General features: G+C 62.4%; 20 protein-coding genes, 1 other RNA gene and 1 riboswitch. Of the genes, 10 read left to right on the top strand and 11 right to left on the bottom strand.

Features of this window, described 5'->3' with window-relative positions:
• Positions 1 to 12: 12 nt before the first annotated feature.
• From ACCD05_RS27680 to tkt, 9 genes are all read right to left on the bottom strand, one after another.
• Positions 13 to 1,371, bottom strand: a complete 1,359-nt coding sequence (locus tag ACCD05_RS27680; RefSeq protein WP_413396774.1) for a voltage-gated chloride channel family protein — start codon at positions 1,369 to 1,371, stop codon at positions 13 to 15.
• 90 nt (positions 1,372 to 1,461) lie between these two features.
• Positions 1,462 to 1,542: riboswitch (Fluoride riboswitch) on the bottom strand.
• Between the two features lie 71 nt (positions 1,543 to 1,613).
• Complete coding sequence (locus ACCD05_RS27675) at positions 1,614 to 2,531, bottom strand: PhzF family phenazine biosynthesis protein (protein WP_413396772.1); 918 nt, start codon at positions 2,529 to 2,531, stop codon at positions 1,614 to 1,616.
• 156 nt (positions 2,532 to 2,687) lie between these two features.
• Positions 2,688 to 3,584, bottom strand: a complete 897-nt coding sequence (locus ACCD05_RS27670) for a fructose bisphosphate aldolase (protein WP_413396770.1) — start codon at positions 3,582 to 3,584, stop codon at positions 2,688 to 2,690.
• Between the two features lie 252 nt (positions 3,585 to 3,836).
• Positions 3,837 to 5,039 carry a phosphoglycerate kinase gene (locus ACCD05_RS27665; protein WP_413396768.1) on the bottom strand — a complete coding sequence of 401 codons (1,203 nt, stop codon included), beginning with the start codon at positions 5,037 to 5,039 and terminating at the stop codon, positions 3,837 to 3,839.
• 72 nt (positions 5,040 to 5,111) lie between these two features.
• Entirely contained in the window at positions 5,112 to 6,962 is a 1,851-nt protein-coding gene (locus tag ACCD05_RS27660) for a potassium/proton antiporter (RefSeq protein ID WP_111563325.1), read from the bottom strand.
• A gap of 319 nt (positions 6,963 to 7,281) precedes the next feature.
• A complete protein-coding gene (locus ACCD05_RS27655) occupies positions 7,282 to 7,596 on the bottom strand; it encodes a hypothetical protein (RefSeq protein ID WP_047509389.1) in 315 nt (104 codons plus the stop codon).
• 82 nt (positions 7,597 to 7,678) lie between these two features.
• Positions 7,679 to 7,807 (bottom strand): hypothetical protein, encoded by a 129-nt coding sequence (locus ACCD05_RS27650; protein ID WP_280637050.1) that lies wholly within the window; start codon positions 7,805 to 7,807, stop codon positions 7,679 to 7,681.
• Between the two features lie 188 nt (positions 7,808 to 7,995).
• Positions 7,996 to 9,006, bottom strand: a complete 1,011-nt coding sequence (gene gap, locus ACCD05_RS27645; RefSeq protein WP_112980050.1) for a type I glyceraldehyde-3-phosphate dehydrogenase — start codon at positions 9,004 to 9,006, stop codon at positions 7,996 to 7,998.
• Between the two features lie 72 nt (positions 9,007 to 9,078).
• Positions 9,079 to 11,052 (bottom strand): transketolase, encoded by a 1,974-nt coding sequence (gene tkt / locus ACCD05_RS27640; protein WP_413396764.1) that lies wholly within the window; start codon positions 11,050 to 11,052, stop codon positions 9,079 to 9,081.
• A 360-nt stretch (positions 11,053 to 11,412) separates the two neighbouring features.
• Between tkt and ACCD05_RS27635 the strand changes: the two genes are divergently transcribed.
• The 3 genes from ACCD05_RS27635 to ssrS all read left to right on the top strand — a co-directional run bounded on the left by ACCD05_RS27635 (position 11,413) and on the right by ssrS (position 12,327).
• Positions 11,413 to 11,688 carry a DUF4164 domain-containing protein gene (locus tag ACCD05_RS27635; RefSeq protein WP_018899664.1) on the top strand — a complete coding sequence of 92 codons (276 nt, stop codon included), beginning with the start codon at positions 11,413 to 11,415 and terminating at the stop codon, positions 11,686 to 11,688.
• Between the two features lie 15 nt (positions 11,689 to 11,703).
• A complete protein-coding gene (locus ACCD05_RS27630; protein WP_018899663.1) occupies positions 11,704 to 12,081 on the top strand; it encodes a cell division protein ZapA in 378 nt (125 codons plus the stop codon).
• An 87-nt stretch (positions 12,082 to 12,168) separates the two neighbouring features.
• A non-coding RNA gene (ssrS, locus tag ACCD05_RS27625) (6S RNA) lies at positions 12,169 to 12,327 on the top strand.
• Between the two features lie 56 nt (positions 12,328 to 12,383).
• Here ssrS and ACCD05_RS27620 read toward each other — a convergent pair.
• Positions 12,384 to 12,842 (bottom strand): hypothetical protein, encoded by a 459-nt coding sequence (locus ACCD05_RS27620; protein WP_413396762.1) that lies wholly within the window; start codon positions 12,840 to 12,842, stop codon positions 12,384 to 12,386.
• A 553-nt stretch (positions 12,843 to 13,395) separates the two neighbouring features.
• Here ACCD05_RS27620 and ACCD05_RS27615 point away from each other — a divergent pair.
• The 6 genes from ACCD05_RS27615 (at position 13,396) to ACCD05_RS27590 (ending at position 22,078) form a co-directional block, all read left to right on the top strand.
• Positions 13,396 to 13,539, top strand: a complete 144-nt coding sequence (locus ACCD05_RS27615) for a DUF1127 domain-containing protein (RefSeq protein WP_018899661.1) — start codon at positions 13,396 to 13,398, stop codon at positions 13,537 to 13,539.
• Positions 13,540 to 13,716: 177 nt separating this feature from the next.
• Positions 13,717 to 14,304 (top strand): IMPACT family protein, encoded by a 588-nt coding sequence (locus ACCD05_RS27610; RefSeq protein WP_413396802.1) that lies wholly within the window; start codon positions 13,717 to 13,719, stop codon positions 14,302 to 14,304.
• Between the two features lie 221 nt (positions 14,305 to 14,525).
• Positions 14,526 to 15,545: a phosphogluconate dehydrogenase (NAD(+)-dependent, decarboxylating) gene (gene gnd, locus ACCD05_RS27605; RefSeq protein ID WP_413396760.1), complete on the top strand. Its 1,020-nt coding sequence runs from the start codon at positions 14,526 to 14,528 to the stop codon at positions 15,543 to 15,545.
• A gap of 134 nt (positions 15,546 to 15,679) precedes the next feature.
• A complete protein-coding gene (locus ACCD05_RS27600) occupies positions 15,680 to 17,848 on the top strand; it encodes a mechanosensitive ion channel family protein (protein ID WP_413396800.1) in 2,169 nt (722 codons plus the stop codon).
• Positions 17,849 to 18,095: 247 nt separating this feature from the next.
• A complete protein-coding gene (gene mprF, locus ACCD05_RS27595) occupies positions 18,096 to 20,699 on the top strand; it encodes a bifunctional lysylphosphatidylglycerol flippase/synthetase MprF (RefSeq protein ID WP_413396758.1) in 2,604 nt (867 codons plus the stop codon).
• A complete protein-coding gene (locus ACCD05_RS27590) occupies positions 20,696 to 22,078 on the top strand; it encodes a virulence factor family protein (RefSeq protein WP_413396756.1) in 1,383 nt (460 codons plus the stop codon). Before mprF ends, ACCD05_RS27590 begins: the two co-directional genes overlap by 4 nt.
• On the opposite strand, the gene ACCD05_RS27585 is transcribed toward ACCD05_RS27590, so the two are convergent.
• Complete coding sequence (locus tag ACCD05_RS27585; RefSeq protein ID WP_413396754.1) at positions 22,075 to 22,638, bottom strand: DinB family protein; 564 nt, start codon at positions 22,636 to 22,638, stop codon at positions 22,075 to 22,077. The two genes, ACCD05_RS27590 and ACCD05_RS27585, sit on opposite strands and share 4 nt — an antisense overlap.
• Before the next feature lie 219 nt (positions 22,639 to 22,857).
• Between ACCD05_RS27585 and ACCD05_RS27580 the strand changes: the two genes are divergently transcribed.
• Positions 22,858 to 23,586: a hypothetical protein gene (locus ACCD05_RS27580; protein WP_413396752.1), complete on the top strand. Its 729-nt coding sequence runs from the start codon at positions 22,858 to 22,860 to the stop codon at positions 23,584 to 23,586.
• Positions 23,587 to 23,731: the final 145 nt, after the last annotated feature.

The raw sequence follows: 23,731 nt of genomic DNA, 5'->3' as shown, positions 1-23,731 counted from the left end.
GGTTTCATTTTGTCATTTCTCGACACCCTCGGCCGCCGGCACCTTCCGCTCCCTGATATGGCGGAGCGAGACGTCTGAGGGGATCGTGCCGATGGCGCGGCGTTTCGGGACGCCGAGGCGTTGGGCGAGATAGATGCTCGAATGGCCGCTGCAGAGATAGGCGAGGAAGCAGGCGACGGCGAGGTAGACGGCGTGGGTGGCGCCGAAGAGCTCGATGCCCATGATCATGCAGGCGAGCGGCGTGTTGGTGGCGCCGGCGAAGATCGCCACGAAGCCGAGCCCGGCGAAGAGATCGGACGGCGCGCCGAAGAGGGCTGCCAGCGCATTGCCGAGCGCGGCGCCGATGAAGAAGAGCGGCGTCACCTCGCCGCCCTTGAAGCCGGCGCTGAGCGTGACGATGGTGAAGAGTGCCTTCCACAGCCAGCTCCAGTAATCGACGGCGCCGGGCGCAAAGAAGCCCACGATGGTGGGGTCGGCGGCGTCGGGCGACCAGACGCCGAGGCCGAGATAGGCGCGGGTGCCGAGCAGATGGACGAGGCCGATCAGGATCAGTCCGGCCAGAACCGGGCGCAGCGGGGCGTAGGGCAGGAGCTTCTTGAACAGGGCTGAAGCCGCGTGGGAGAGTTCGGCGAAGGATTTCGCCGCGAGCCCGAAGATGACGCCGGCGATGGCGACTTTCGACAGCAGGATCGCATCGAGATGGAAGACATTGGCAGGCGCGTCGGCGAGATAGGCGATGTGGTAATGCGTATGCTCGATGCCCCAGGCATGGCAGGCCCAGTCACCGGTCACTGCGGCCATCAGGCAGGGGATCAGCGCTTCATACTGTATGCGGCCGATGGTCAGCACTTCGAGCGCGAAGATGGCGCCGGCGATCGGTGTGCCGAAGACCGCGCCGAAACCGGCCGCGATGCCGCCCATGAGGAGGATTTTCACGTCGGCGGGCGACAGGCGGAAGAGTTTCGCCACGGCGCTGGCGATGCTGCCGCCGAGCTGCACCGCCGTGCCCTCGCGGCCGGCCGAGCCGCCGAAGAGATGCGTGGCGATGGTGGAGATGAGGATGAGTGGGGCCATGCGCAGGGGTACGCCGGCGCCGGGTTCGTGGATCTGGTCGACGATGAGGTTGTTGCCGCCCTCGGCGGACTTTCCGAATGTCTGGTAGATCAGCACCATGAGGAAGCCGGCAGCGGGCAGGCCGTAGAGCAGCCAGGGATGGTCGAAGCGGCTCCTGGTCGCAAGATCGAGCGCCCAGAGGAAGAATGCGCAGAGCGAGCCGACGACGATTGCCATCGGAACGATGACGGCGATCCACTTGCCGATATCGCGAAGCTGGCGCAGGCGGATGCCGAAAATATCGGAGAAGGCGATCATAGTGCTGCCCCCTGATGACGGGCGGTATCGCCGGCGATGTGTGATGAAAACAGGACTTCGAACATGACTCTACCCTTTCGCGCGATGGCAAATGAAGTAGGAGTCATCGGCTTCATCGGGGAAGCGGTTCAGCCTTTTCTGGCCTCGGCAGAATCCATTGCCGATAGCCAGTTTGATATCGCCGGGGCCGTATTGCTGTCAAGCGCGCCGGGGCGCGGATCCGTCCTGTTCAAGCGACATGATCAGCAGTCGATCACGCCGCGCATGACCTCGACGCAGGCGCCCGAGATCGCAACGTCGGTGACCACGCCGCCGGTCTTCGTCACCTCGATGCCGATGAGGCTGCGGCGGCCCATTTCGACGCCCTGCTCGATGGTCAGCGATACCGTCATGTCGGGTTCCGGCTCCAGCGAGACGAGGTAGGCGCCGAGTGCGGCCGAGGCGCTGCCGGTCGCGGGGTCTTCCGGGACGTTGTCGAGCGGGGCGAACATGCGGGCGCGGATGTGCCAGGGTTTGTCGGCCGATCGAACGTACACAAAGAGCGAGAAGTCGTGGTTGCCCTCAAGCGTCGGGCCGGCGGCATCCTGGAAGTATGCGAGATTGGGGCGGGCGCGGGCGAGCGTGTCGAGGTCGGCGAGTTCGGCGACGACGAAGCTCAGGCCGACGGATGTCGTCAGCGGCTGGTGGATGCGGGTGCTGACTTTCGCGCTGTCGATGGCGATGCAGCAGGCGATGGTGTCTGCAGCGACGGTGTTGCCAGTCGATAGCGGCTTCGGCGCGCGGATCGCGGTCGAGGTCACGCGGCCCTGTTCGCGGCGCACGTCGACAGTGACCACGCCGGCCTTTTCCTCGAAGCGCATGACGTCGCCAACAGGCTTTCCGAAGATGTTGTCGAGATTGCCGAGGACATAGGCGGTGCCGACATTGGGATGGCCGGCGAAGGGCACTTCGGTGGTCGGTGTGAAGATGCGCACGCGGGCGGTATTCTCGGGGTTTTCGGGCGGCAGAACGAAGGTCACTTCCGAATAGCCGAACTCGGCGGCGATCTTCTGCATCTGATCATCGGAGAGGCCGCGCGCATCCGTCATCACAGCCAGCGGGTTGCCTTCGAAGCGGGTGGAGGTGAAGACATCGACGGTGGTGAAGGAAACGGCGGTCATTGCGTGCTCCGATGGTTCAGGAGCGCAATCAGTAGCCATCGCCGCCGGCTGGCAGAAGGGGAATTCTTGTCGCCGTGACAATCGACCGATGACAATCAGCCGGCAACAAAAAACCGGCCGCCAGAGGCAGCCGGTTTGTGAAGGTCAGCTTGCTGATCAGGCCTTGTTGACGCTGGCCGCGTAGATCTCGTTGATCGTTTCAGCAAGGCTCGCATCGAACTCCGCGTCGCTCATCGAAACGCGCAGGTTTTCCGTCAGCGCGCGCGAGAAGCTGGCGATCATGCCGTGGTTGTGGCTGAGCTTTTCGCAGGCGTCGGTGCGGCTGTAGCCGCCGGAAAGGGCGACGACGCGCACGACCTGCTTGTGGGCGACCAGAGGTGCGTAGAAATCGGCGACCGTCGGGATCGTCAGCTTCAGCACCACCTTTTCGCTCGCAGGCAGCAGGTCGAGCTGCTTTGCAATCTCGTCGCGAAGGATGGCCTCGGCCTCCTGCTTCGTCGGGCTCTTGATGGAAACTTCAGGCTCGACGATCGGAACGAGGCCGCTGCCGATGATCTGGCGGGCCACTTCGAACTGCTGCTTGACGACGGCCGCGATGCCTGACCGGTCGGCGCTTGCGATCACCGAGCGCATCTTGGTGCCGAAAATTCCCTTGTCGCGGCCGCGCGCGAGGAGCGTCTCCAGCTCAGGCATCGGCTTCATGATCTGGACGCCGTTTTCCTCGGCGGCCAGGCCCTTGTCGATCTTGAGAAGCGGAACGACGCCGCGCTTTTCCCAGAGATAGGAGGGAACCGGCTGGCCATCGACGTCGCCGTCCATGGTCCGCTCGAAGAGGATCGCGGCAATGATCTTTTCGCCGGTGAAGGCGGGCGCGCTCATGATGCGGACGCGCATGGCGTGCATCAGGCGGAACATTTCCTCATCGCCCTGGTAATCGTTGTCGGCAATGCCGTAGAGGCGCAACGCTGCGGGTGTCGAACCACCGCTCTGGTCCAGCGCTGCAATGAATCCCGGCGCCGAGCTGATCTTGTCCAACATCTTCGCGTCCACCATACTTCACTCCTTCCGTAAAACCGGCGCATCGCGTCCGGATTTTGCTCTATGTCAAAGCCGATAGGCACTCGAATCTGCGATATCAGAAGAATTTTAAAAGGAAAATCCTGGTGTAAGCTATTGAAACGATTGAAATCATTTCAAACGTTTGAAAGTTAAGTGTTATTTTAGTGCCAACGAAAAGACCGCGAAAGCGCTGGCTCCCGCGGTCTTGGATTAGATGGCCGAAACAGGCCGAAAACCCGGTTTGACTTACTTGGCCTTGGTCAGGACCTCGACGCCGGGCAGGACCTTGCCTTCCATCCATTCCAGGAACGCACCGCCCGCGGTCGAGACGTAGGTGAAGTCATCGGCAACGCCGGCGTGGTTCAGCGCCGAGACGGTATCGCCGCCACCGGCGACCGAGGTGAGCTTGCCGGCCTTGGTGCGCTCTGCCGCATACTGCGCGGCGGCGACGGTTGCCTTGTCGAAGGGTTCGATCTCGAAGGCGCCGAGCGGGCCGTTCCAGACCAGCGTGTTGGCGCGCTCGATCCAGGCCTTGACGGCTTCGACCGACTTCGGGCCAACGTCGAGCATCATGGCGTCATCGGGGATGGCATCGATGGCAACGATCTCATTGGCGGCACCTGCCTTGAACTCGCGGGCGACGACGCCGTCCTCGGGCAGAACGATCGCGCAGCCGGCCGTTGCGGCTTCGATCATGATCTGGCGGGCGGTGTCGGCGAGGTCATGTTCGCACAGCGACTTGCCGACGCTGGTGCCGCGCGCGGCGATGAAGGTGTTGGCCATGCCGCCGCCGATGACGAGCGCGTCGACCTTCTTCACGAGGTTCATGAGGAGATCGATCTTGGTCGAGACCTTGGCGCCACCGACGATAGCAACGACGGGACGAACCGGCTGGCCGAGGCCCTTTTCCAGCGCTTCCAGTTCAGCCTGCATGGTGCGGCCGGCGTAAGCGGGGAGATGACGGGCAAGGCCTTCGGTCGAGGCGTGGGCGCGGTGCGCGGCCGAGAAGGCGTCGTTGACGTAGATGTCGCCATTGGCGACCAGCGCCTTGACGAAATCGGGGTCGTTCTTTTCCTCGCCCTTGTGGAAGCGGGTGTTTTCAAGAAGCAGGATGTCGCCATCCTTCATGGCGGCCACGGCGCCGGCGGCGACTTCGCCGATGACGTCGGTTGCCGTCTGCACGGGATGATCGAGCACGGCTTCAACCGAGGGGGCGATCAGGGTGAGCGACAGGTCAGGCGAGGGGCCATCCTTGGGGCGGCCGAAGTGCGCGAGAAGAATAACCTTGGCGCCCTTCTCGGACAGTTCCTTGATGGTCGGGGCGACGCGCTCGATGCGGGTCACGTCCGTCACCTTGCCGTCCTTTACCGGGACGTTGAGGTCGACGCGGACGAGAACGCGCTTTCCGGCAATGTCGTTAAGATCGTCGAGTGTCTTGAAGGAAGGCATGGGGAAATCCGTTCGTTTATTGCCTGAAAAGATGCGGGGACCATAGCAAGGATCATCGCGGACGCAAGGCGTTCAGCGCGGGTTTTCGTCGGCTTTTCCACCCGCCGCGGCGGCTGCCGCCTCCTTGTTCTTGCGGCTCTTGAAGCGGTCATGCACGCGGTCGATGATATCACGCAGATTGATGAAGATCGGCAGCGTTACGGCCGGCTCGACGGCCTCCAGAGACATGCCGATCGCGCTGATATGATCGTGGTCGTCGAGGTCGCGGACGATGAGGATGATGGAGCCCAGGCGCACGCGGTCGGCATATTCCGCCTTGCCGCCGAGACGCTGCTTCATCAGCTCGGCGATGGTCAAGCCCTTCTCGTTTTCGTTCAAAAGGCCGGGGCCATAGGCGGCGTCGAGATCGGTCGCCGGGCGGCTTGGGGAGAGTGCGAAGGCGCCGAAGAAATCAGTGTCGTCTTCCTCCACCGGCACGCGGCTCGCGAAAAGCTTGTCGAGCAGGCGCGAGTAGGAGGGGACGATGAAGAGGTAGACGAGATCGTTCTCGCGCAGGCGGCCGGCATATTGATAGCGCATCGACTTGCCGTCGCGGATGACGAGCGAGGGCGTGGCCCAGCGCGGAATGCGCTCGCCGCGCAGCACCGGGCTGTCCTTGACGACGCGATAGGAGAGGAGCTCGTGGTTGGCCGCGCCCGGCAGGTCGACCTCCACCTTGTCGACGGCGCCGATGCGCGGCGGAATGATCAGGCCGAGTTTCTTGGCGACCGGCTTGATGGTCCAGCCCTGCACCAGCAGCGAGACGAGCACGATGATGAAGGCAGTGTTGAAGTAGACCTGACCGTTTTCCAGCCCGCCGAGGATTGGCATGATGGCAAGCAGGATGGAGACGGCGCCGCGCAGGCCGACCCAGGCGACGAAGCCGATTTCCTGCTGCGTATAGTCGAAGGGCAGCAGCGACAGCCAGATCGCCAGCGGGCGGGCGATGAAGATCAGGAAGAGGGCAAGCAGCACGGCGGGGATGGCGATCGCGCCGAATTGCGACGGCGTCGCGAGCAGGCCGAGCACCAGGAACATGATGATCTGCGCCAGCCAGGTCATGCCGTCCTGGAAGCGCTTGATCGAGGCATAGCCGGGCAGCTTGCGGTTCCCGGCATAGATGCCGGCGACGTAGACCGCGAGGAAGCCGCTGCCGCCGACGGCGCCGGTGAACGAGAAGACCAGAAGCGCCAGCGCCAGAACGAAGATCGGCGTCAAGCCGCGATCGGTCTCCAGCCTACCGACGATCAGCACGATCATCATGCCGCCGAGCAGGCCGAGGATGACGCCGAGGCCCATCTGCTGCACGAACATGGCGAGCATGCCGATGTTGATGCCGTGATAGCGCTCGCCCGATGCCAGGACCTCAACCAGTGCGATGGTGAGAAAGATCGCCATCGGGTCGTTGGTGCCGGATTCGACCTCGAGCGTCGACCGCACCTTGTCGCGGATGTTGATGCCGCCGATGCGCAGCAGGAAGAAGACGGCGGCGGCATCGGTGGAGGCGACGATGGAGCCGAGCAGCATGCCCTCGAGCCAGGTGAAGTTCAAAAGCCACATGGCCGCGACGGCAAACAAGGACGCCGTCATCAGCACGCCGACCGATGCCAGCGTTATCGAGGGGACGGCGGCGAGCTTGAAGGCCTGCACCGGTGTGCCGAAACCGGAATCGAACAGGATGATGGCAAGCGCGATCGAGCCGAGGATGTAGGCGAGGTAATTGTTGGTGAATTCGATGCCGAGGCCGTCGCTGCCGGCAAGCAGGCCGATGCCGAGAAACAGGAGCAGAAGGGGCGCGCCGAAGCGGAAGGCGAGCAGGCTGGAGAAGGCCGCAAGAAGCACGAGCGCCGTCGATACCAGTACGACGATGTAGAATGCTTCCATGCCCGAACCCCTTTATGCAAATATCAATCGCCGCAGTGTCGCCCCCCGTCGAATGCGGCTGTCTAAAACTATGGTATCGCGTCTCCAGTTCCGGTCCGATGCCTGCCAGTAAACGGCAAAATCCGAACGAAGGGTAGACCTAAAGGGCTATCCTTGCGCTTTGCTGCATCATGCTGCTGAGCGATCCGCCTAACGGCAAATCAAATGAACGGTTGGAGAGTGATCCTGAGTAAAGTGTAGGATCAAATCAGGCGAGAGCAGGGCAGAAATCGCTGCCCTGTCCTTTTCTTGGACAATCGTCGCGTATTTCTCTTTGGCCTTACGCTTCTTCGTCGCTGTCGTCTTCATCCGCGTCCGAAATCGGGATGAGGAAGACGACGAATTCGTCGTCGATGGTGCGCGAGGGATCGTCGTCGAACTCGTAGGCATGCTCGACTTCGCTCGCCTCATCAGGCGTCGCCTTGCGCAGGGTGAGCGGCGCCTTGCCATCCCATACCGGCTTGCCTTCGGTCTCGAGCACCGTCAGATCCTCGCGGAAATCCTCGGCCTCGATGAAGTGCTTGGCGTCTTCGGCGTTTTCCGAGCGGAAACTCGCTATGGCTTTGCCCGATATCTCGATGGTGAAATAATCCATTGAATTCTCTTTCGTTTCGCTGATGTCTAACATTATGGTGTTCATTCGCGCCACGCCAGCCCCGCAGCCGTCGTGCGTGCAATTATCGCGGTCCCATCAGTCGCGAGGAGGAGGCGAGAAGCGGCTGGCCCTTGGCGAGCTGCTTGGAGCCGCCGCCGACGACGGTCAGGCTGAGCACACCGGCGATCATGACAAGTAAGATTGCCAACATCAGGATTTTCATGGGTGGTTCGCTCGTTGTCGGTTCGGCGTCTCGTTGCGCGACCGCGTTACAGCTTCGATCGAATTTACCCCATCCGGCCGGATGACGGCAAGCACGTTTGGCTGCCTTGGCGTGTCTTGGCAAACGAAAAGCGGCCCGGTTTCCCGAGCCGCTTTCCGAAATCGATATCGCTAACCTTAGATGGTCTTGGCGAAGGCGACGGCCGTGTCCGACATGCGGCTGGAGAAGCCCCACTCGTTGTCGTACCAGGACAGAACGCGCACGAAGTTACCTTCCATGACCTTGGTCTGGTCGGAGGCGAAGATCGAGGAGTGGCTGTCGTGGTTGAAGTCGCGCGAAACCAGCGGCTCGTCGGTGTAGCCGAGGATGCCCTTCAGCTTGCCGTTCGAAGCAGCCTTGATGGCTTCGTTGATTTCGGCAACCGAGGTGGCCTTCTTGGCAACGAACTTGAAGTCCACGACCGAAACGTTCGGGGTCGGAACGCGGATCGAGGTGCCGTCGAGCTTGCCCTTGAGGTGCGGCATGACGAGGCCAACGGCCTTTGCTGCACCCGTCGAGGTCGGGATCATGGACAGAGCTGCGGCGCGGGCGCGGTACAGGTCCTTGTGCATGGTGTCGAGCGTCGGCTGGTCACCCGTGTAGGAGTGGATCGTGGTCATGAAGCCATGATCGATGCCGACGAGATCGTCGAGAACCTTGACCACCGGCACGAGGCAGTTCGTCGTGCAGGAAGCGTTGGAGATGACCAGGTGGTCCTTGGTCAGCTGATCGTGGTTGACGCCGAAGACGACGGTCAGGTCGGCACCGTCGGCAGGAGCCGAAACGATGACGCGCTTGGCGCCAGCCGTCAGGTGGGCGGCAGCCTTGTCGCGCGAGGTGAAGATGCCGGTGCATTCCATGGCGATGTCGATGCCGAGTTCGGCGTGCGGCAGCTGTGCCGGGTCGCGAACAGCGGTGACCTTGATCGGCTTGCCGCCGCCGACGGTGATCGTGTCACCTTCGACCTTCACTTCGGCAGGGAACTTGCCGTGGATCGAATCGTAACGCAGCAGGTGCGCGTTGGTCTCGACCGGGCCGAGGTCGTTGATGGCAACGACTTCGATGTCCGTGCGGCCGGATTCAACGATGGCGCGGAGAACATTGCGGCCGATACGACCGAAGCCGTTGATGGCAACCTTTACAGTCATGTGTGTCTCTCCCGAGAGTAGGGCTTGGTTTATAAGCAAAGAGGAGCGCCCTGAGGCGCTCCTTGTATCAGATCAAAGCTTGGCTTCAACTGCGGCGACGACGGCTTCCGCCGTGATGCCGAACTTCTTGAAGACATCCTTGGCAGGACCCGAAGCACCGAAGCCCTTCATGCCGATGAAGGTGCCTTCCGGTCCGATGAACGCATCCCAGCCTTCGCGAACGGCGGCTTCGACGGCGATCTTGATCGGCGACTTGCCGAGGATTTCGGCGCGGTAGGCATCCGGCTGCTCGAAGAACAGTTCGGTCGAGGGGACCGAGACGACGCGGACGGTAACGCCCTTTTCTTCAAGCGTCTTGCGGGCGGCAACGGCCAGCTCGACTTCGGAGCCCGAAGCGAAGATCGTCACCTTGGCGTCGGCATTGCCGGCCAACGTGTAGGCGCCGAGTTCGCAAAGGTTCTTCTCGCTGTACTCGGTACGAACCGTGGTGAGGTTCTGGCGGGTGAGCGCCAGGCCCGACGGGCGGTCCTTGGTGTTCAGCGCGATCTGCCAGCACTCGGCGGTTTCGACAGCGTCGGCCGGGCGGAACATCATCAGGTTCGGGATGGCGCGCAGCGAGGCCATCTGCTCGACCGGCTGGTGGGTCGGGCCGTCTTCGCCAACGCCGATCGAGTCGTGCGTCAGAACGTGGACGACGCGGATGCCCATCAGCGAAGCGAGGCGGATCGGAGGACGGCAATAATCCGAGAAGATCATGAAGCCGCCGCCGTAGGGGATGAGACCGCCGTGCAGCGCGATACCGTTCATGGCAGACGCCATGCCGTGCTCGCGGATGCCCCAGTGCATGTAACGACCGGCGAAGTCCGTCGGCGTGATCGAATGCATCTGGCTGGTCTTGGTGTTGTTCGACGGCGTCAGGTCGGCGGAGCCGCCGATCGTCTCCGGCAGGAAGCCGTTGATGACTTCAAGCGCGTCTTCGGAAGCCTTGCGGGTCGCAACGGTCGGCTTGGTCTCGGCGAGCTTCTTCTTGTAGTCGCTGATGGCGGCGTCGAAACCCTCAGGCAGGTCGCCCGCGAAGCGGCGGGTGAATTCGGCCTTGGTCGCTGCCTTCTCGAGGCGGCCTTCCCATGCCTTGACGGCTTCAGCCGAACGCGTGCCGGCGGCGCGCCAATCGGAGAGAACGTCGTTCGGGATGACGAAGGGTGCGTATTCCCAGTTCAGCGCCTTGCGGGTCGCTGCGATTTCCTCGGCGCCGAGCGGCGAACCGTGAACCTTGTGGCTGCCCTGCTTGTTCGGGGCGCCGAAGCCGATCACCGTCTTGCAAGCGATGAAGGTCGGCTTGTCGGACTTGTGGGCTTCTTCGATGGCAGCGGCAATCGCAGCCTGGTCGTGGCCGTCGACTTCGATCGTGTGCCAGTGAACAGCCTTGAAGCGCATGATCTGGTCGGTCGAATCCGAGAGCGACACAGCGCCGTCGATGGTGATCGAGTTGTTGTCCCAGAAGAGGATGAGCTTGTTGAGCTTCAGGTGGCCGGCGAGCGCGATGGCTTCATGGCTGATGCCTTCCATCAGGCAGCCGTCGCCGTTGATCACGTAGGTGTAGTGATCCTGCAGGTCGGCGCCGAATTCCTCGCGCAGCTTGCGTTCGGCGATCGCCATGCCGACGGCATTGGCAATGCCCTGGCCGAGCGGGCCGGTGGTGGTTTCGATGCCGGTGGCATGGCCATATTCCGGGTGACCGGCGGTCTTGGAGCCGAGCTGGCGGAACTGCTGGAGATCATCGACCGACATGTCAGGGTAGCCGGTTAGATAGAGCAGCGAGTAGAGCAGCATCGAGCCGTGGCCGGCCGACAGCACGAAGCGGTCGCGGTCTGGCCAATGCGGCTTCAACGGGTCGAACTTCAGATACTTCGAGAACAGGACGGTGGCGACATCGGCCATACCCATCGGCATGCCCGGATGGCCGGAATTCGCCTTCTCGACTGCATCCATTGAGAGGAAACGGATCGCGTTTGCCATCCGGTCGTGTTGTTCAGGAGAAATCATCGCTATTCCGCTTGTTCCGGGGTGTCGGGGGATGGCCTCAAGCCTGCGGAGACCATCAATGAGAGCGGGTGCACAAATAGCAGTTGGAGCAGGCAAGTCAATAAATCGAAGCCCTATTAGAGAGCTCGGAATGACGATTTTTGACATTTGACCAACGATTTTAACAAAAGTTGACAGGCGTGTGACAGAGGCGCCGAGGAGGCTGTCGACAGAGTTGCCGATTTCAGTCATCCACAACTAGCTCGCCTGCCGCCTTCCAGCCTTTATTGACGGGCAGTTGGCGAGCTGCATATCCTTTTGAAAACATCGCGTCGGGCCTCAATACCGATTCGCGGGTCTTGCGCGGGGAACCGGAAAGACATGACATCCACAGGCAACAGCATCGATGCAGCGCTCCTGGAGCTCCGGCAGGCGATTTCGGCGCTTGACAGCGCCGTCGACGCCCGCATCGAGCGGCAGCGCGAGACCGGCGAGATCGAGGGTGAGGTACGCCGCGTGCATGCCGATCGCTCCAAGCTGGCGCAGGAGCTGGATCAGGCGGAATTCCGCGCGAACCGGCTGGAAGAGGTCAATCGCGAGGTGTCGCGTCGTCTGGTGACGGCGATGGAGACGATCCGCGCGGTTCTCGACCGCTAATAAAGGACTGACGACATGGCGCAGGTAACGGTAACGATCGACGGCAAGGCTTATCGCATGGCCTGCGAAGAGGGGCAGGAAGACCACCTGACCGATCTCGCCACCCGTTTCGACCGCTATGTCGGCCATCTCAAGGATCAGTTTGGCGAAATCGGCGATCTCCGCATCACCGTCATGGCCGGCATCATGATCATGGACGAGATCTCGGAGCTGACGCGGCGCGTCGCCAGCCTGGAAGATGAACTCAACAGCCTGCGCAGCAACCGCGACACGGTATTGGCGGCAACCAGCCGCACCGAAGAGAGCATCGCGGCCGCCATCGTCGAGGTCAGCAGTCAGCTGCGCGGGATCACCGACAAGCTGAACGGCCGGGCGCCGGCGGCTCTGAACTGAAGCGGGCTCAACTGAAGCGCTCGAATTAAATCCGGGACGCCCGCGTCAGCATCTGGCGCACGTCATGGATCGGTCTTATATAGCAGTTGCGATCTGCGCCTCTCGACAGGAACCACAATCCCTGGGGCCATACTCGATCCAAAGGGAGCTGTCCCTGGCCAGGCCCGTGGGCTTGGACATATGGCGCCCACCTACGTTTGTAGGCACCCAGGATCGTAAACCTCCATCGGTTGCCGCGGATCGCACTCTACCTTCTCATCGCCAGCGATCGTATCGCGCTTCGAACGCCCTGGTATCAGGCGCTATTCAGCGCCGTTTTCCTTCATGCAGGTCGTCAGCGCGGCAAATGCCTGCTCCGTGCCCGTCAGCGGCAGGATGACGTCGATACCGTTGGCGGTGACGGTCAGTTCCTTGCCCGAGGTCAAGGCGGTGACAGCCGCGGCATCGTTTGGAACGTCGATCGTCACGGTCTTGTCGCTGTCGGCAGTCGAGGAGAATTCCGCGGCGGCGGCGCCGTCCACCGACCATGTCCCGTTGACGCGCTCACCCTTGGTGATCGCGAAGGCATCGGCATTGGCAAACAGCGCCAGCTTGTCGCCGACGGCGAGGTAGCCGATGCCGGTGTGATTGTTCTGGGCAAGGCAACCGATGAACGTGTCGCCGTCCGTCATCGGGGTAACGCCGAAATCGGCGGCGCGGGTGGCGGCGACCGAGAGCAGGGTGGTGGTTACGAGCGTGGCCGCGGCGAGGATATGCTTCATGTGACGTCCTTGTTGCGCGGGTGCTGGCACGGCCGCCTGATGTCGCGCATTCGATCACGCCGGCGCGCTTCTACTGCCGTATGCCGGGTTTGCTGGCAATGGGGTGGCGGCTGCTTGCGGCGAAAAACGGGTGTGCCGTGAGTGTTCACAGGCTATCTGGCGCAGCGTCGCAGGCTTGCCAATAAAGCATGCGCTCAGTGCACGGGATGCGTTTCGGGTTTTTCTCACGCAGGAATTGCTCATTTTTCGAAGCGTAGAGCCAATATCCACCGATTAAAACGGTTAAAACACTTTAACGATTGTGGTCGAGCTGAATGCCATTCCGCAAATTCGAGCGAAATAGCCGCAAAAGGGCATTGCCCTAAAACGTTTACGGTTTTTCTGAGGGCAAAAATAATAAGCAGCACCGTTTTAGCCATGCATCATACGCATGGGTGTTCTGATGCTTTAGCGCTGTTCGTTGGCGGCCGTCATGCATATATTCGCATCAACAGAGAGACACGGGCAGCAAACACGCTGCCAAGCGCTGAAAGCCCTAGGAAAGGGGATCATCATGAACGTAGCACGCTCCTTCAATAACTGGCGCAAGTATCGTCAGACCGTTAGCGAACTCGGCCGCATGTCCAACCGTGCGCTGAACGACCTCGGCATCGACCGCTCCGAGATCCAGCGCGTTGCTCGCGACGCCACTCGCTAACAAGCGATCGCTGCTCTTTATGAGCAGATAGATTTCAAACGCCCGTTGCTTCCAGCTGCGGGCGTTTTGCTTTTGTGGCCTTTGATTTGCGAGTGGGGCTGGGATTTGCGAGCGGGGCTGGGGCTTCAAGCCGGTTTTGCTTGCGAAGCGCGCGGTGCTGGCGATATGGCAATGGCCATGTTTTCACTCACCCGCACCGAGACCCTGGAGCAGATCGTCAAGAAGAGCCGGTTTCTGGCTGTCGCGGCGCCGATCGGCTCCGAGGAGGATGCCCGGGCGTTTCTGGCCGCGCACGGCGATCCCGCCGCCAACCATAATTGTTGGGCGTGGCGGATCGGCCAGAATTATCGCTTCAACGATGATGGCGAGCCGAGCGGCACCGCGGGCAAGCCGATCCTGCAGGCGATCGACGGGCAATCGTTCGACCGAGTGGCTGTCGTCGTTACTCGCTGGTTCGGCGGCGTGCTGCTTGGAACCGGCGGTCTTATCCGCGCCTATGGCGGCACGGCCGCCGCGTGTCTGAGGGCCGCGGCGACGGTCGAACTGGTGGCGACCACCGAGGCGGAGATCGCGGTGAATTTTTCCGATCTGGCTTTGGTGAAGGCGCGGCTTGCGGGCTCCGCCGGCGTGCGCGTTGTGGCCGAGGTGTTCGTGGATGCGGGTGCGATGCTGACGCTTTCCGTGCCGGAAGCGGTGTTCTCCGAGACCGCGCGGATGCTCAGCGATGCCACCAGCGGGCGCGTAATTCTTGCGGTGCAGCAATGAGCCGCAGCCTTATTGGCGGTTTGCGGTTGACATTCGAAATATTTTTTTAGTTTCCAGATTCGGCGGAAGGCCTTGCGGGCTCGCGGTTCTCGCGTTTATCGGCGCGCGAAGCGTCGGCGTTCCCGCTATTGTGACGGAGACTTCGCTTGCGTGCTGCAGTGCGAGTGATAGGTATTCGCGCATAATATCGATTAGATTCTCAATTCTCAGGAGATTATGAGATGCAGCTTGGCATGGTTGGCTTGGGCCGTATGGGCAGCTTCATGGTCCAGCGCTTGATGCGTGATGGCCATGAATGCGTGGTCTATGATGCGAAGACGGACAGCGTGAACGATCTGGTCGGCAAGGGCGCCATCGGCAGCGCCTCGCTGGAAGAGTTCGTCTCGAAGCTCTCGCGTCCGCGCGCCGTGTGGCTGATGCTGCCGGCGGCCATCACCGACAAGGTGATCGCGCAGATCACGCCGCTGCTCGACAGCGACGATATCATCATCGATGGCGGCAACTCCTATTATCACGACGACATTCGCCGCGGTGGCGAGTTGATCACCAAGGGCCTGCACTATGTCGACGTCGGCACCAGCGGTGGCGTCTTCGGTCTCGAGCGCGGCTATTGCCTGATGATCGGCGGCGAAAAGGCCGTGGTTGAATCGCTCTCGCCGATCTTCAAGTCGCTGGCGCCTGGCGTCGGCAATGTCGTTCCCTCGGCGCACCGCCCCGATCAGCCCGGCAGCACGGCCGAGCAGGGCTATCTGCATTGCGGCCCGCATGGCGCCGGCCACTTCGTCAAGATGGTGCACAACGGCATCGAATACGGCCTGATGGCGGCTTATGCCGAAGGCTTCAACATCCTGAAGCGCGCCAATATCGGCGCCGATAATCATGAAGTCGATGCCGAGACGGCGCCGATCGCGCATCCTGAGCACTATCAGTACGACTTCAACCTGCAGGACGTCGCCGAAGTGTGGCGTCGCGGCAGCGTCATCACCTCCTGGCTGCTCGACCTGACCTCGGATGCGCTGCATGCCGATCCCGCGCTCGGCGCCTATGCCGGCCGCGTTTCGGATTCGGGCGAAGGCCGCTGGACGATCATGGCCGCGATCGACGAAAGCGTTCCGACGCCGGTTCTGAGTGCCGCGCTCTACAGCCGCTTCTCCTCGCGCGACAATGACGAGTTCGCCAACAAGGTGCTCTCGGCGATGCGCGCCGGCTTCGGCGGCCACGTCGAAAAGCCGAAGGCGTAAACCATTCAGCAATAATGGTTATCCAAGCCCGCGCAGCCACAAGCTGCGCGGGCTTTTCTTTCCCGCGCTTCAATATAAGCTACGCTATATATATTGGAGGGGCTGGTATGGGTCTGGGGTTTGGTGCGCGCATCATGAGGCGGCTTCTGCCGCTCCTCGCATTTGGCATGATCGTTTCGAGTGCCGCGGCGCAAACGCCCGCGGCAACACCCAGCCCGACACCGGCAGCACCGCTGCCCGCCGAAGTGCGGCAGATGCTGCAGCTCATGGAGACGCCCGCCGTCAAGCAATGGATGGCGACGCAGGCGCAGACGCAAAGCCCGACGGCCCAGACACCGGCAGGACAGGCCCCGGCGGCAGCGCAGCCGGCGAGCATCCCGGCGCAACCGCCAGCACCCGGTGGCGAGATGTCCGGCGAGCAGATGTCGGTGCTTTCCGATTTTCTCGGCCACGCCCGCCGTCACTTCGATCTCGTCTCCGGCGCTGCGATGACGCTGCCCGATGAAGTCGAGAACGCATCGGAGATCGTCGAGCGCGAGGTGCAGCCGAGTGGTTGGGCATTCGTGACCATCGAGCTGCTGGCGCTGTTCCTGGCCGGGGTGGTGGCGGAACTCCTGTTCCGGATGATCGTGCCGCGCCCGCGTGTCAAACTCGAAGACGGCGCGGTCGTCACGGTCGCGCACCATGCGGCAAACAATCTGAGCTACCGCATCGTGCCGGCGCTGGTGTTCTGTGTCGCGACGCTCGTTCCGCTCGTGCTCTTCAACTGGCCGCCGATCACGCAATCGCTGGCGATCGCGGTCGCCATCGCGCTGATCGTCTCGCGCGTCACCATCTCGGTCGGCCGTCTCATCGTGGCGCTGGTGACGCTGCCGCATGTCGGTGGCGAACGGGACGTCTCGCGCGCAACCGCGATGTTCTGGTTCAAGCGCAGCTGCACCTTCATCATCTATTTCGTGTTCGGCTGGGTGCTGATCCAGCTGATGGCGCCGCTGGGCTTCTCTCCCGGCTCGCGCTATCTCGTGGCCTACGCGCTCGGGCTCGGGCTACTTGCCATCGCGACCGAAGCGGTCTGGTCGCGTCCTGTAGAGGACGGCCAGAAGAGCACGACGGCCTCCTGGATGCTGACCATCTATTTCGCAGCACTCTGGCTGCTGTGGGTGGCGGGCTTCAATCTCATCCTGTGGATCGGCATCTATCTTGTGGCGTTGCCGCGCGTTCTGCGTGTCTCGACGCTTGCCGTGCGGGCGCTGCACAAGGCCGAGGCCGGGTTCCTTGCCAAGAAGCGGATCGCGGCGGTGCTGCTCGATCGCGGCGTGCGCGCCGTCATCATCACCATCGCGGCCCTCTGGCTCGGCCGCATTCTCGGCTTCGCGGCCGATCGGATGGCGGCTGGTGAGACGATGATCGACCGGATCGTGCGCGGCTCGGTCGGCGGCATCGTCATCCTGCTTGCCGCCGATCTGCTCTGGCATCTGGCGCGCGCCTATATCAATGGCAGGCTGGAGGACTCGCCTCTGGAGGGCTCGATCAACGATGACGAGAAGGCAAGGCGGGCGCGGCTTCAGACGCTGCTGCCGATCTTCCGCAATGTCCTCGCCGTCGTCATCGCCGTCATCGCGGTGCTGATGGTGCTCTCGGGGCTGGGCGTCGAGATCGGGCCGCTGATTGCCGGCGCCGGTGTTGTTGGCGTCGCGGTCGGCTTCGGGGCGCAGACGATCGTCAAGGATGTGATCAGCGGCATGTTCTATCTCTGGGACGATGCCTTCCGTGTCGGCGAATATATCGAGAGCGGCAGCCACAAGGGCGTGGTCGAGGCCTTCAGCCTGCGCTCCGTCCGGTTGCGCCACCATCGCGGACCGTTGACGACCGTGCCGTTCGGCGAGCTCGGTGCCGTCCGGAACCTCAATCGCGACTGGACCATCGACAAGATCACCCTCAACGTCACTTACGACACCGATCTCGTGCTGGCGAAGAAGGTCATCAAGCAGATCGGCCAGAAGCTGCTCGACAATCCCGATTACGCGCCTCACATCATCGAGACGCTGAAGATGAAGGGCGTCGAGCAGTTCGGCGAGTTCGCGATCGTCATCCGCCTGGCGATGATGACGAAGCCCGGCGAGCAGTTCGTTATCCGCCGCAACGCGCTGGCGATGATCCGCACGGCCTTCAAGGAAAACGGCATCGAATTCGCCGTGCCGACGTTGCAGGTATCGAGCGAAACGCATGATGCGGACGCCAATGCGGCGGCTGCGCGCTATGCCGCGCAGAAGAGCGGTCAGGGCGCCGAGCCGGCCGCCTAGCCTGAGTGCCGGCATCCCCGGATGCCGGTATCAGCCAGCGAGGGCTTTAACCTTACGAAAATACAATAATCAAACCCCTGTCCCCGCGCCAAAAATGCCCCAATTGAGGATGAAGCAGGCGTCGTTAAGCGGCATTGGGATAGTGTTGGCATGTATTCGCGGGCTTGCGTCCAAGAACTTACATGCAGGTTATGTTAGATGTCCAAGACATGATTCCCGCTAATATGTAGGTTTACGACGGTTCGTAATGTCGAAGCACGCCAATTTGGAAGAGATTGAAGTCATAGAAGAATCGGGCATCTCGCGGTTTTTCAGCCGGTACCGGACGCATCTGACGGCGCTCGCCACGCTGGCCGTGTTCTGCATGGTCGGTTTCGCGATCGAGCAGCTGACGACCGAGGTGCGCTATGACGACGTGGTGCAGGCGCTGGCCGACACCAAGATCAGCTCGATCGTGCTGGCGCTGTTCTTCACGGCGCTGAGCTTCCTCGCGCTGGTGTTCTACGACGTCAACGCCATCGATTACGTCGGCAAGAAGCTGCCGTTTCCGCAGGTCGCGCTGACCGCGTTTGCCGCCTATGCCGTCGGCAACACGGCGGGCTTCGGCGCGCTGAGCGGTGGCGCCATCCGCTACCGCGCCTATTCGAGGCTTGGACTGACGCCGGAGGATATCGGCCGCGTCATCGCCTTCGTCACCATCGCCTTCGGCCTCGGCCTGGCCGGCGTCGGCTCAATCGCGCTTCTCGCCATCGCGGACGAGATTGCGCCGCTCATCGATGTCAGCAGCTGGGTTTTGCGTCTCCTCGGCGGGTCGATCGTGCTGGTGCTGGCGGCGGGTGTCGTGCTTGGCCGTGGCGGCCGCGCGGTCAGCATCGGGCGCTTCTCGCTGCGGCTGCCTGATTCCGCCACATGGTCGCGTCAGTTTCTGGTTGCCGCCTTCGATATTGCGGCGTCCGCCACCGTTCTCTATGTTCTCCTGCCGCAGACGGCGATCAGCTGGCCGGTGTTTCTCGCCGTCTACGCGATTGCCGTTGGTCTCGGCGTGCTCAGCCATGTGCCGGCCGGTCTCGGCGTGTTCGAAACCGTCATCATCGCAGCACTCGGCAGTGCTGTGAATATCGATGCCGTGCTCGGCTCGCTGGTGCTCTACCGCCTGATCTATCACGTCGTGCCGCTGCTGCTTGCGGTTCTGGCGGTCTCCGCGACCGAGCTTCGCCGCTTCGCCGACCATCCCGTCGCCTCCGGTTTCCGCCGGATCGGCATCCGGCTGATGCCGCAGCTCCTTTCGGCGCTGTCGCTGCTGCTTGGCGTCATGCTGATCTTTTCGAGCGTCACGCCGACGCCGGATTCCAACCTGGAATTCCTCTCCAACTATCTGCCGCTGCCGATCGTGGAAGGCGCGCACTTCCTGGCGAGCCTTGCCGGGCTGGCGCTCGTGGTCGCCGCGCGTGGTCTTGGTCAGAAGCTCGACGGCGCATGGTGGATCACCATCTTCTCGGCCGCCGCGGCACTTATGCTGTCGCTGCTGAAGGCCGTGGCGCTGGTCGAGGCCTCGTTCCTCGCCTTCCTGATTTTCGGTCTGTTCGTCAGCCGCCGCCTGTTCCGTCGCCGCGCTTCGCTGCTCAACCAGACGCTGACGGCATCCTGGCTGACGGCGATCGCGGTGGTCTGTGTCGGCGCAGTCGTGATTCTGCTCTTCGTCTATCGCGACGTCGATTACAGCAACGAGCTGTGGTGGCAGTTCGAATTCGCCGACGAGGCGCCGCGCGGTCTGCGCGCCGTGCTTGGGATCACCATCATCTCGACCGCCATCGCTGTCTTCAGCCTGCTGCGGCCGGCGACGACCCGGCTCGAGCCGGCAACGGACGAGGCGCTGGAGCGCGCCGTCGATATCGTCGAGAAGCAGCGCTACGCCGACGCCAATCTGGTGCGCATGGGCGACAAGAGCGTGATGTTCTCCGACAAGGGCGACGCTTTCATCATGTATGGCCGCCAGGGGCGCTCGTGGATCGCGCTGTTTGATCCCATCGGCGACCGCAGCGCCATGCCGGAGCTCGTGTGGCGCTTCGTCGAGACGGCGCGCGCCGCCGGTTGCCGTGCGGTGTTCTACCAGATCTCGCCGGCGCTGCTTTCGCATTGCGCCGATGCGGGCCTGCGCGCCTTCAAGCTCGGCGAGCTCGCCGTCTCCGACCTTTCGACCTTCGAGATGAAGGGCGGCAAATGGGCGAACCTGCGCCAGACCGCAAGCCGCGCCCAGCGCGACGGGTTGAGCTTCGAGGTGATCGCGGCGGAAGACGTGCCTGGTGTGATGGACGAGCTGGCGGCGGTTTCCGATGCCTGGCTCGCCGATCACAACGCCAAGGAGAAGGGCTTTTCGCTCGGTGCGTTCACGCCGGACTACATCCTTGCCCAGCCGGTCGGCATCCTGAAGCTCGAGGGCAAGATCGTCGCCTTCGCAAACATCCTGATCACCGGCGCCAAGGATGAGGGGACGATCGACCTGATGCGCTTCTCGCCGGATGCGCCCAAGGGCTCCATGGACTTCCTGTTCGTGCAGATCATGGAATATCTGCGCGCCGAGGGCTTCTCGCACTTCAACCTCGGCATGGCCCCGCTTTCGGGCATGTCGAAGCGCGAGACGGCGCCGGTTTGGGATCGCATCGGCAGCACCGTGTTCGAGCACGGCGAGCGCTTCTATAATTTCAAGGGCCTGAGGGCCTTCAAATCCAAGTTTCACCCTCAATGGCATCCGCGCTATCTTGCGGTGTCCGGAGGAGGCAATCCGATGATCGCTTTGATGGACGCGACGCTCCTGATCGGCGGCGGATTGAAAGGGGTCGTGAGGAAATGATGAAAAGACACATTCTGGCCGCCGCCTGTGCGCTGGCGCTCTCCATTCCCGCCGCACATGCGGCCGACGAGACGACGCAGGAGTTCGAGACCGGGCTCATCCCGTCGCCGCACATCTTCCTGCCTGACGGAGACGTCAAGGGCGCCGTGATGCTGATCTCGGACGCTAGCGGCTGGGGCGACAAGGAGAAGACGGAAGCCGATCGGCTGGTGGGCGAGGGCGCCGTTGTCATCGGCGTCGATTTCCCGTCCTATATCGATGCTCTGCGTAAATACGACGTCAGCGACAATGACGGCTGCATCTATCTGGTTTCCGATATCGAGTCGCTCAGCCAGCAGGTGCAGCGCGCCGCCGGTAACAGCCCGTATCACCTGCCGATCGTTGCCGGTATCGGCGAGGGCGGGGCGCTGGCGCTGGCAATCGCCGCGCAGACGCCGGATGCGACCATCGGCCAGACGCTGGCGATCGATCCGCTGGCCGGCATCCCGCTGACGCAGCAGCTCTGCACGCCGGCCAAGAAGAAGACGGTCGGAGACCGGATGATCTATGGCCTCAGCGACATCGCGCTGCCCGACCCCATCATCGCTGCCTTCACGCCCAATGCCGACAAGGACGGCCGCGCGCATGCGGACGAGCTGAAGAAGGCGCACTCCGACATCGACATTCGCGAAGTCCAGGATGATGCGCAGACGACGCTGAGCAGCACGCTCGACGATCTGATCGCCGCATCCGGCAATGCCGACAATCCGCTCGGGCTGCCGCTGACGATCCTCGACGCCAAGCCTGCCTTCGACACGATGGCGATCATCTACTCCGGCGATGGCGGCTGGCGCGATATCGACAAGGAAGTGGGTGCGGCGCTGCAGAAGCAGGGTATTCCCGTGGTCGGCGTGGATTCGCTGCATTACTTCTGGTCGGAGCGTAAGCCGCAGGAAACCGCCGACGATCTCGGCAAGATCATCGAGCTCTACCGCAAGCAGTGGAAGGTCAAGCATGTTCTCTTGGTCGGCTATTCCTTCGGCGCCGACGTCGTGCCGGCCGCCTTCTCGCGGCTGAAGCCGGCGGCCAAGAGTGCCGTCGCGCAGATCTCGCTGTTGTCGCTGTCGCACGAGGTGGATTACCAGATCTCCGTCATGGGCTGGCTCGGCGCCAAGACCGAAGGCGCCGGTGGCGATCCGGTAGCCGATCTGAAGGCCGTCGATCCGAAGATCGTGCAATGCGTCTACGGTAAGGAAGACGACGATGAGGTTGCCTGCCCGGATCTGAAGGACAGCGGCGTCGATGTCATCGCGCTCGCCGGCGACCACCACTTCGACGAAAACTACGCGCTGCTCAGCAAGACGATCATCGACGGGCTGAAGGCGCGGCTGCAGGATTAGTCCATAATCCTTGCTTCGCTCCAGCCGAGGGCGGCGATCTCGTCGCCCCGGAACCTTGCATCGTCCGCGACGATGAATTCATCGAGCTGCGGCGGCTTCACGCTGGTGCCCGCCAGCATGGCATGCACCTGGCCGCGATGATGCGTCTGGTGCTGGAAGAGATGGTTGAGCATATCCTCCATCCGTTCCCGCTGAATGCGTTCGCCGCGATGGATCTCGACGGTCGAAACCAGCTTCTGCGGCAAGAGCGCTTCTACGAGCGTCACCAATCTTGCATCGATGGATTTCTGCTCGGCGGCAAGGCTTGCGATATCGGGGCAGGGCTCCTCGACCACCCAGGCCTGCGGCCCGAGCGTGCCACCCTCCAGCGCATCGACATAGAACAAGTCCACCGTCAGGATATGGTTCAGCGTCGCCTTGATCGACGGGAAGAAGCTCACGCGCGGCGCCTCGAACTCGCCGGGCTGCAACAGCGCGCAGGCCATGTGCAGGCGGTGATTGGCGAGCGCGTTGTTATAGGCGAGCTTACGGAAGGATCGGATGGGGTCGAAATCAGGCATGGCTCTCCCTCTGCGGCGGATCCGTAAGTTCCGCGTAATTTTAGCAGCCGCGTTATTAGCAATCCAGGCGCAAGGCCTGCGCGATAGGTTCCCGGCGAAGGTTAGCCGATTCTGGCTACCTGATCCAAAGGGCCGCCGATGAATACCGACAAAAGCATACAGACCATCCACGCGATGACGAATTTCATAGTCGAGCAACACCCGGAAATCTTGCTGACTATGGTACAGAGATTGCGGCTCCAGCTGTCGAACTCCGTGGGAGAGTTTCATAAAAACAAGGTTGCGCGCGGGCCGTTCAAGGGGCTGTCGCTCAGCACGGATCTGCAGTGGGGCGGTGGGCTCGATAAAGGCTCCATGATCCTTGGCCTCTACGAGCAGGAAATCCTGAACCTGCTGACCGAGATTCCCGCTAAGTATCGGACATTCATCGATCTCGGGGCGGCTGATGGCTATTACGGCGTCGGTGTGCTTGTGAGCAAGCAGTTCGACACGTCTTACTGCTACGAAATGACGGAGCGTGGCCGCGATGTCATCGCTGCCAACGCTGCGCTGAACGGTGTGACCGACAAGGTGATCATCCGTGGCGAAGCAACCCGTGAATTCTACAATGACATCCCCGCCGAGGTCCGCGACCAATCTTTGGTTTTGATCGACATCGAGGGCGCGGAATTCGATCTTGTCGACGCCGATACTTTCGCGGCTTTTTCCAAGGCGATGATCGTCATCGAGATCCATGATTGGCTCGTCCAGGACGGCGCAGGCAAAATGGCCAAGCTGCGCGCCGACGCTGCAAGCACGCACCGCATCACCGAGATCAAGATGGGTGCCCGCGACCTGTCGGAGATCTCCGAGGTTTACAGCATGCCCGACACGCAGCGCTGGCTGCTTTGCTCGGAAGGTCGCCAGCGGCTTATGACCTGGTTGCGGTTCGATCCGATCGAAGCGTAGCTCACCCGAGGCTCACGAGCCGAGGGCGCGGCGTGTGGTTTGGGGGGGGGGGGGCGGGTGGGGTGGTGGGAGTGAGGCGGGTTTTTTTAGGTGGGGATTGGGGTTTAGGACCGAGGGGCCCGCGGGCCGGGGGGGTTTAAAAAAA

The organism is Rhizobium sp. Rhizsp42 (assembly GCF_047304155.1).
GTDB lineage: Bacteria > Pseudomonadota > Alphaproteobacteria > Rhizobiales > Rhizobiaceae > Rhizobium.
Note: the sequence above shows the minus strand (reverse complement) of the source record. Positions and strands in the feature narration are given on the sequence as shown.

Bases quoted from the DNA above. Each gene is read 5' to 3' on its own strand.
- ACCD05_RS27620 (WP_413396762.1), bottom strand. From the start codon at position 12,842: ATGAAGCATATCCTCGCCGCGGCCACGCTCGTAACCACCACCCTGCTC.
- ACCD05_RS27610 (WP_413396802.1), top strand. From the start codon at position 13,717: ATGTTTTCACTCACCCGCACCGAGACCCTGGAGCAGATCGTCAAGAAG.
- ACCD05_RS27635 (WP_018899664.1), top strand. From the start codon at position 11,413: ATGACATCCACAGGCAACAGCATCGATGCAGCGCTCCTGGAGCTCCGG.
- ACCD05_RS27590 (WP_413396756.1), top strand. From the start codon at position 20,696: ATGATGAAAAGACACATTCTGGCCGCCGCCTGTGCGCTGGCGCTCTCC.
- ACCD05_RS27655 (WP_047509389.1), bottom strand. From the start codon at position 7,596: ATGGATTATTTCACCATCGAGATATCGGGCAAAGCCATAGCGAGTTTC.
- ACCD05_RS27615 (WP_018899661.1), top strand. From the start codon at position 13,396: ATGAACGTAGCACGCTCCTTCAATAACTGGCGCAAGTATCGTCAGACC.
- ACCD05_RS27580 (WP_413396752.1), top strand. From the start codon at position 22,858: ATGGTACAGAGATTGCGGCTCCAGCTGTCGAACTCCGTGGGAGAGTTT.
- ACCD05_RS27680 (WP_413396774.1), bottom strand. From the start codon at position 1,371: ATGATCGCCTTCTCCGATATTTTCGGCATCCGCCTGCGCCAGCTTCGC.
- tkt (WP_413396764.1), bottom strand. From the start codon at position 11,052: ATGATTTCTCCTGAACAACACGACCGGATGGCAAACGCGATCCGTTTC.
- ACCD05_RS27650 (WP_280637050.1), bottom strand. From the start codon at position 7,807: ATGTTGGCAATCTTACTTGTCATGATCGCCGGTGTGCTCAGCCTGACC.
- ACCD05_RS27630 (WP_018899663.1), top strand. From the start codon at position 11,704: ATGGCGCAGGTAACGGTAACGATCGACGGCAAGGCTTATCGCATGGCC.
- ACCD05_RS27585 (WP_413396754.1), bottom strand. From the start codon at position 22,638: ATGCCTGATTTCGACCCCATCCGATCCTTCCGTAAGCTCGCCTATAAC.
- ACCD05_RS27675 (WP_413396772.1), bottom strand. From the start codon at position 2,531: ATGACCGCCGTTTCCTTCACCACCGTCGATGTCTTCACCTCCACCCGC.
- gap (WP_112980050.1), bottom strand. From the start codon at position 9,006: ATGACTGTAAAGGTTGCCATCAACGGCTTCGGTCGTATCGGCCGCAAT.
- ACCD05_RS27670 (WP_413396770.1), bottom strand. From the start codon at position 3,584: ATGGTGGACGCGAAGATGTTGGACAAGATCAGCTCGGCGCCGGGATTC.
- gnd (WP_413396760.1), top strand. From the start codon at position 14,526: ATGCAGCTTGGCATGGTTGGCTTGGGCCGTATGGGCAGCTTCATGGTC.
- ACCD05_RS27660 (WP_111563325.1), bottom strand. From the start codon at position 6,962: ATGGAAGCATTCTACATCGTCGTACTGGTATCGACGGCGCTCGTGCTT.
- ACCD05_RS27665 (WP_413396768.1), bottom strand. From the start codon at position 5,039: ATGCCTTCCTTCAAGACACTCGACGATCTTAACGACATTGCCGGAAAG.
- ACCD05_RS27600 (WP_413396800.1), top strand. From the start codon at position 15,680: ATGAGGCGGCTTCTGCCGCTCCTCGCATTTGGCATGATCGTTTCGAGT.
- mprF (WP_413396758.1), top strand. From the start codon at position 18,096: ATGTCGAAGCACGCCAATTTGGAAGAGATTGAAGTCATAGAAGAATCG.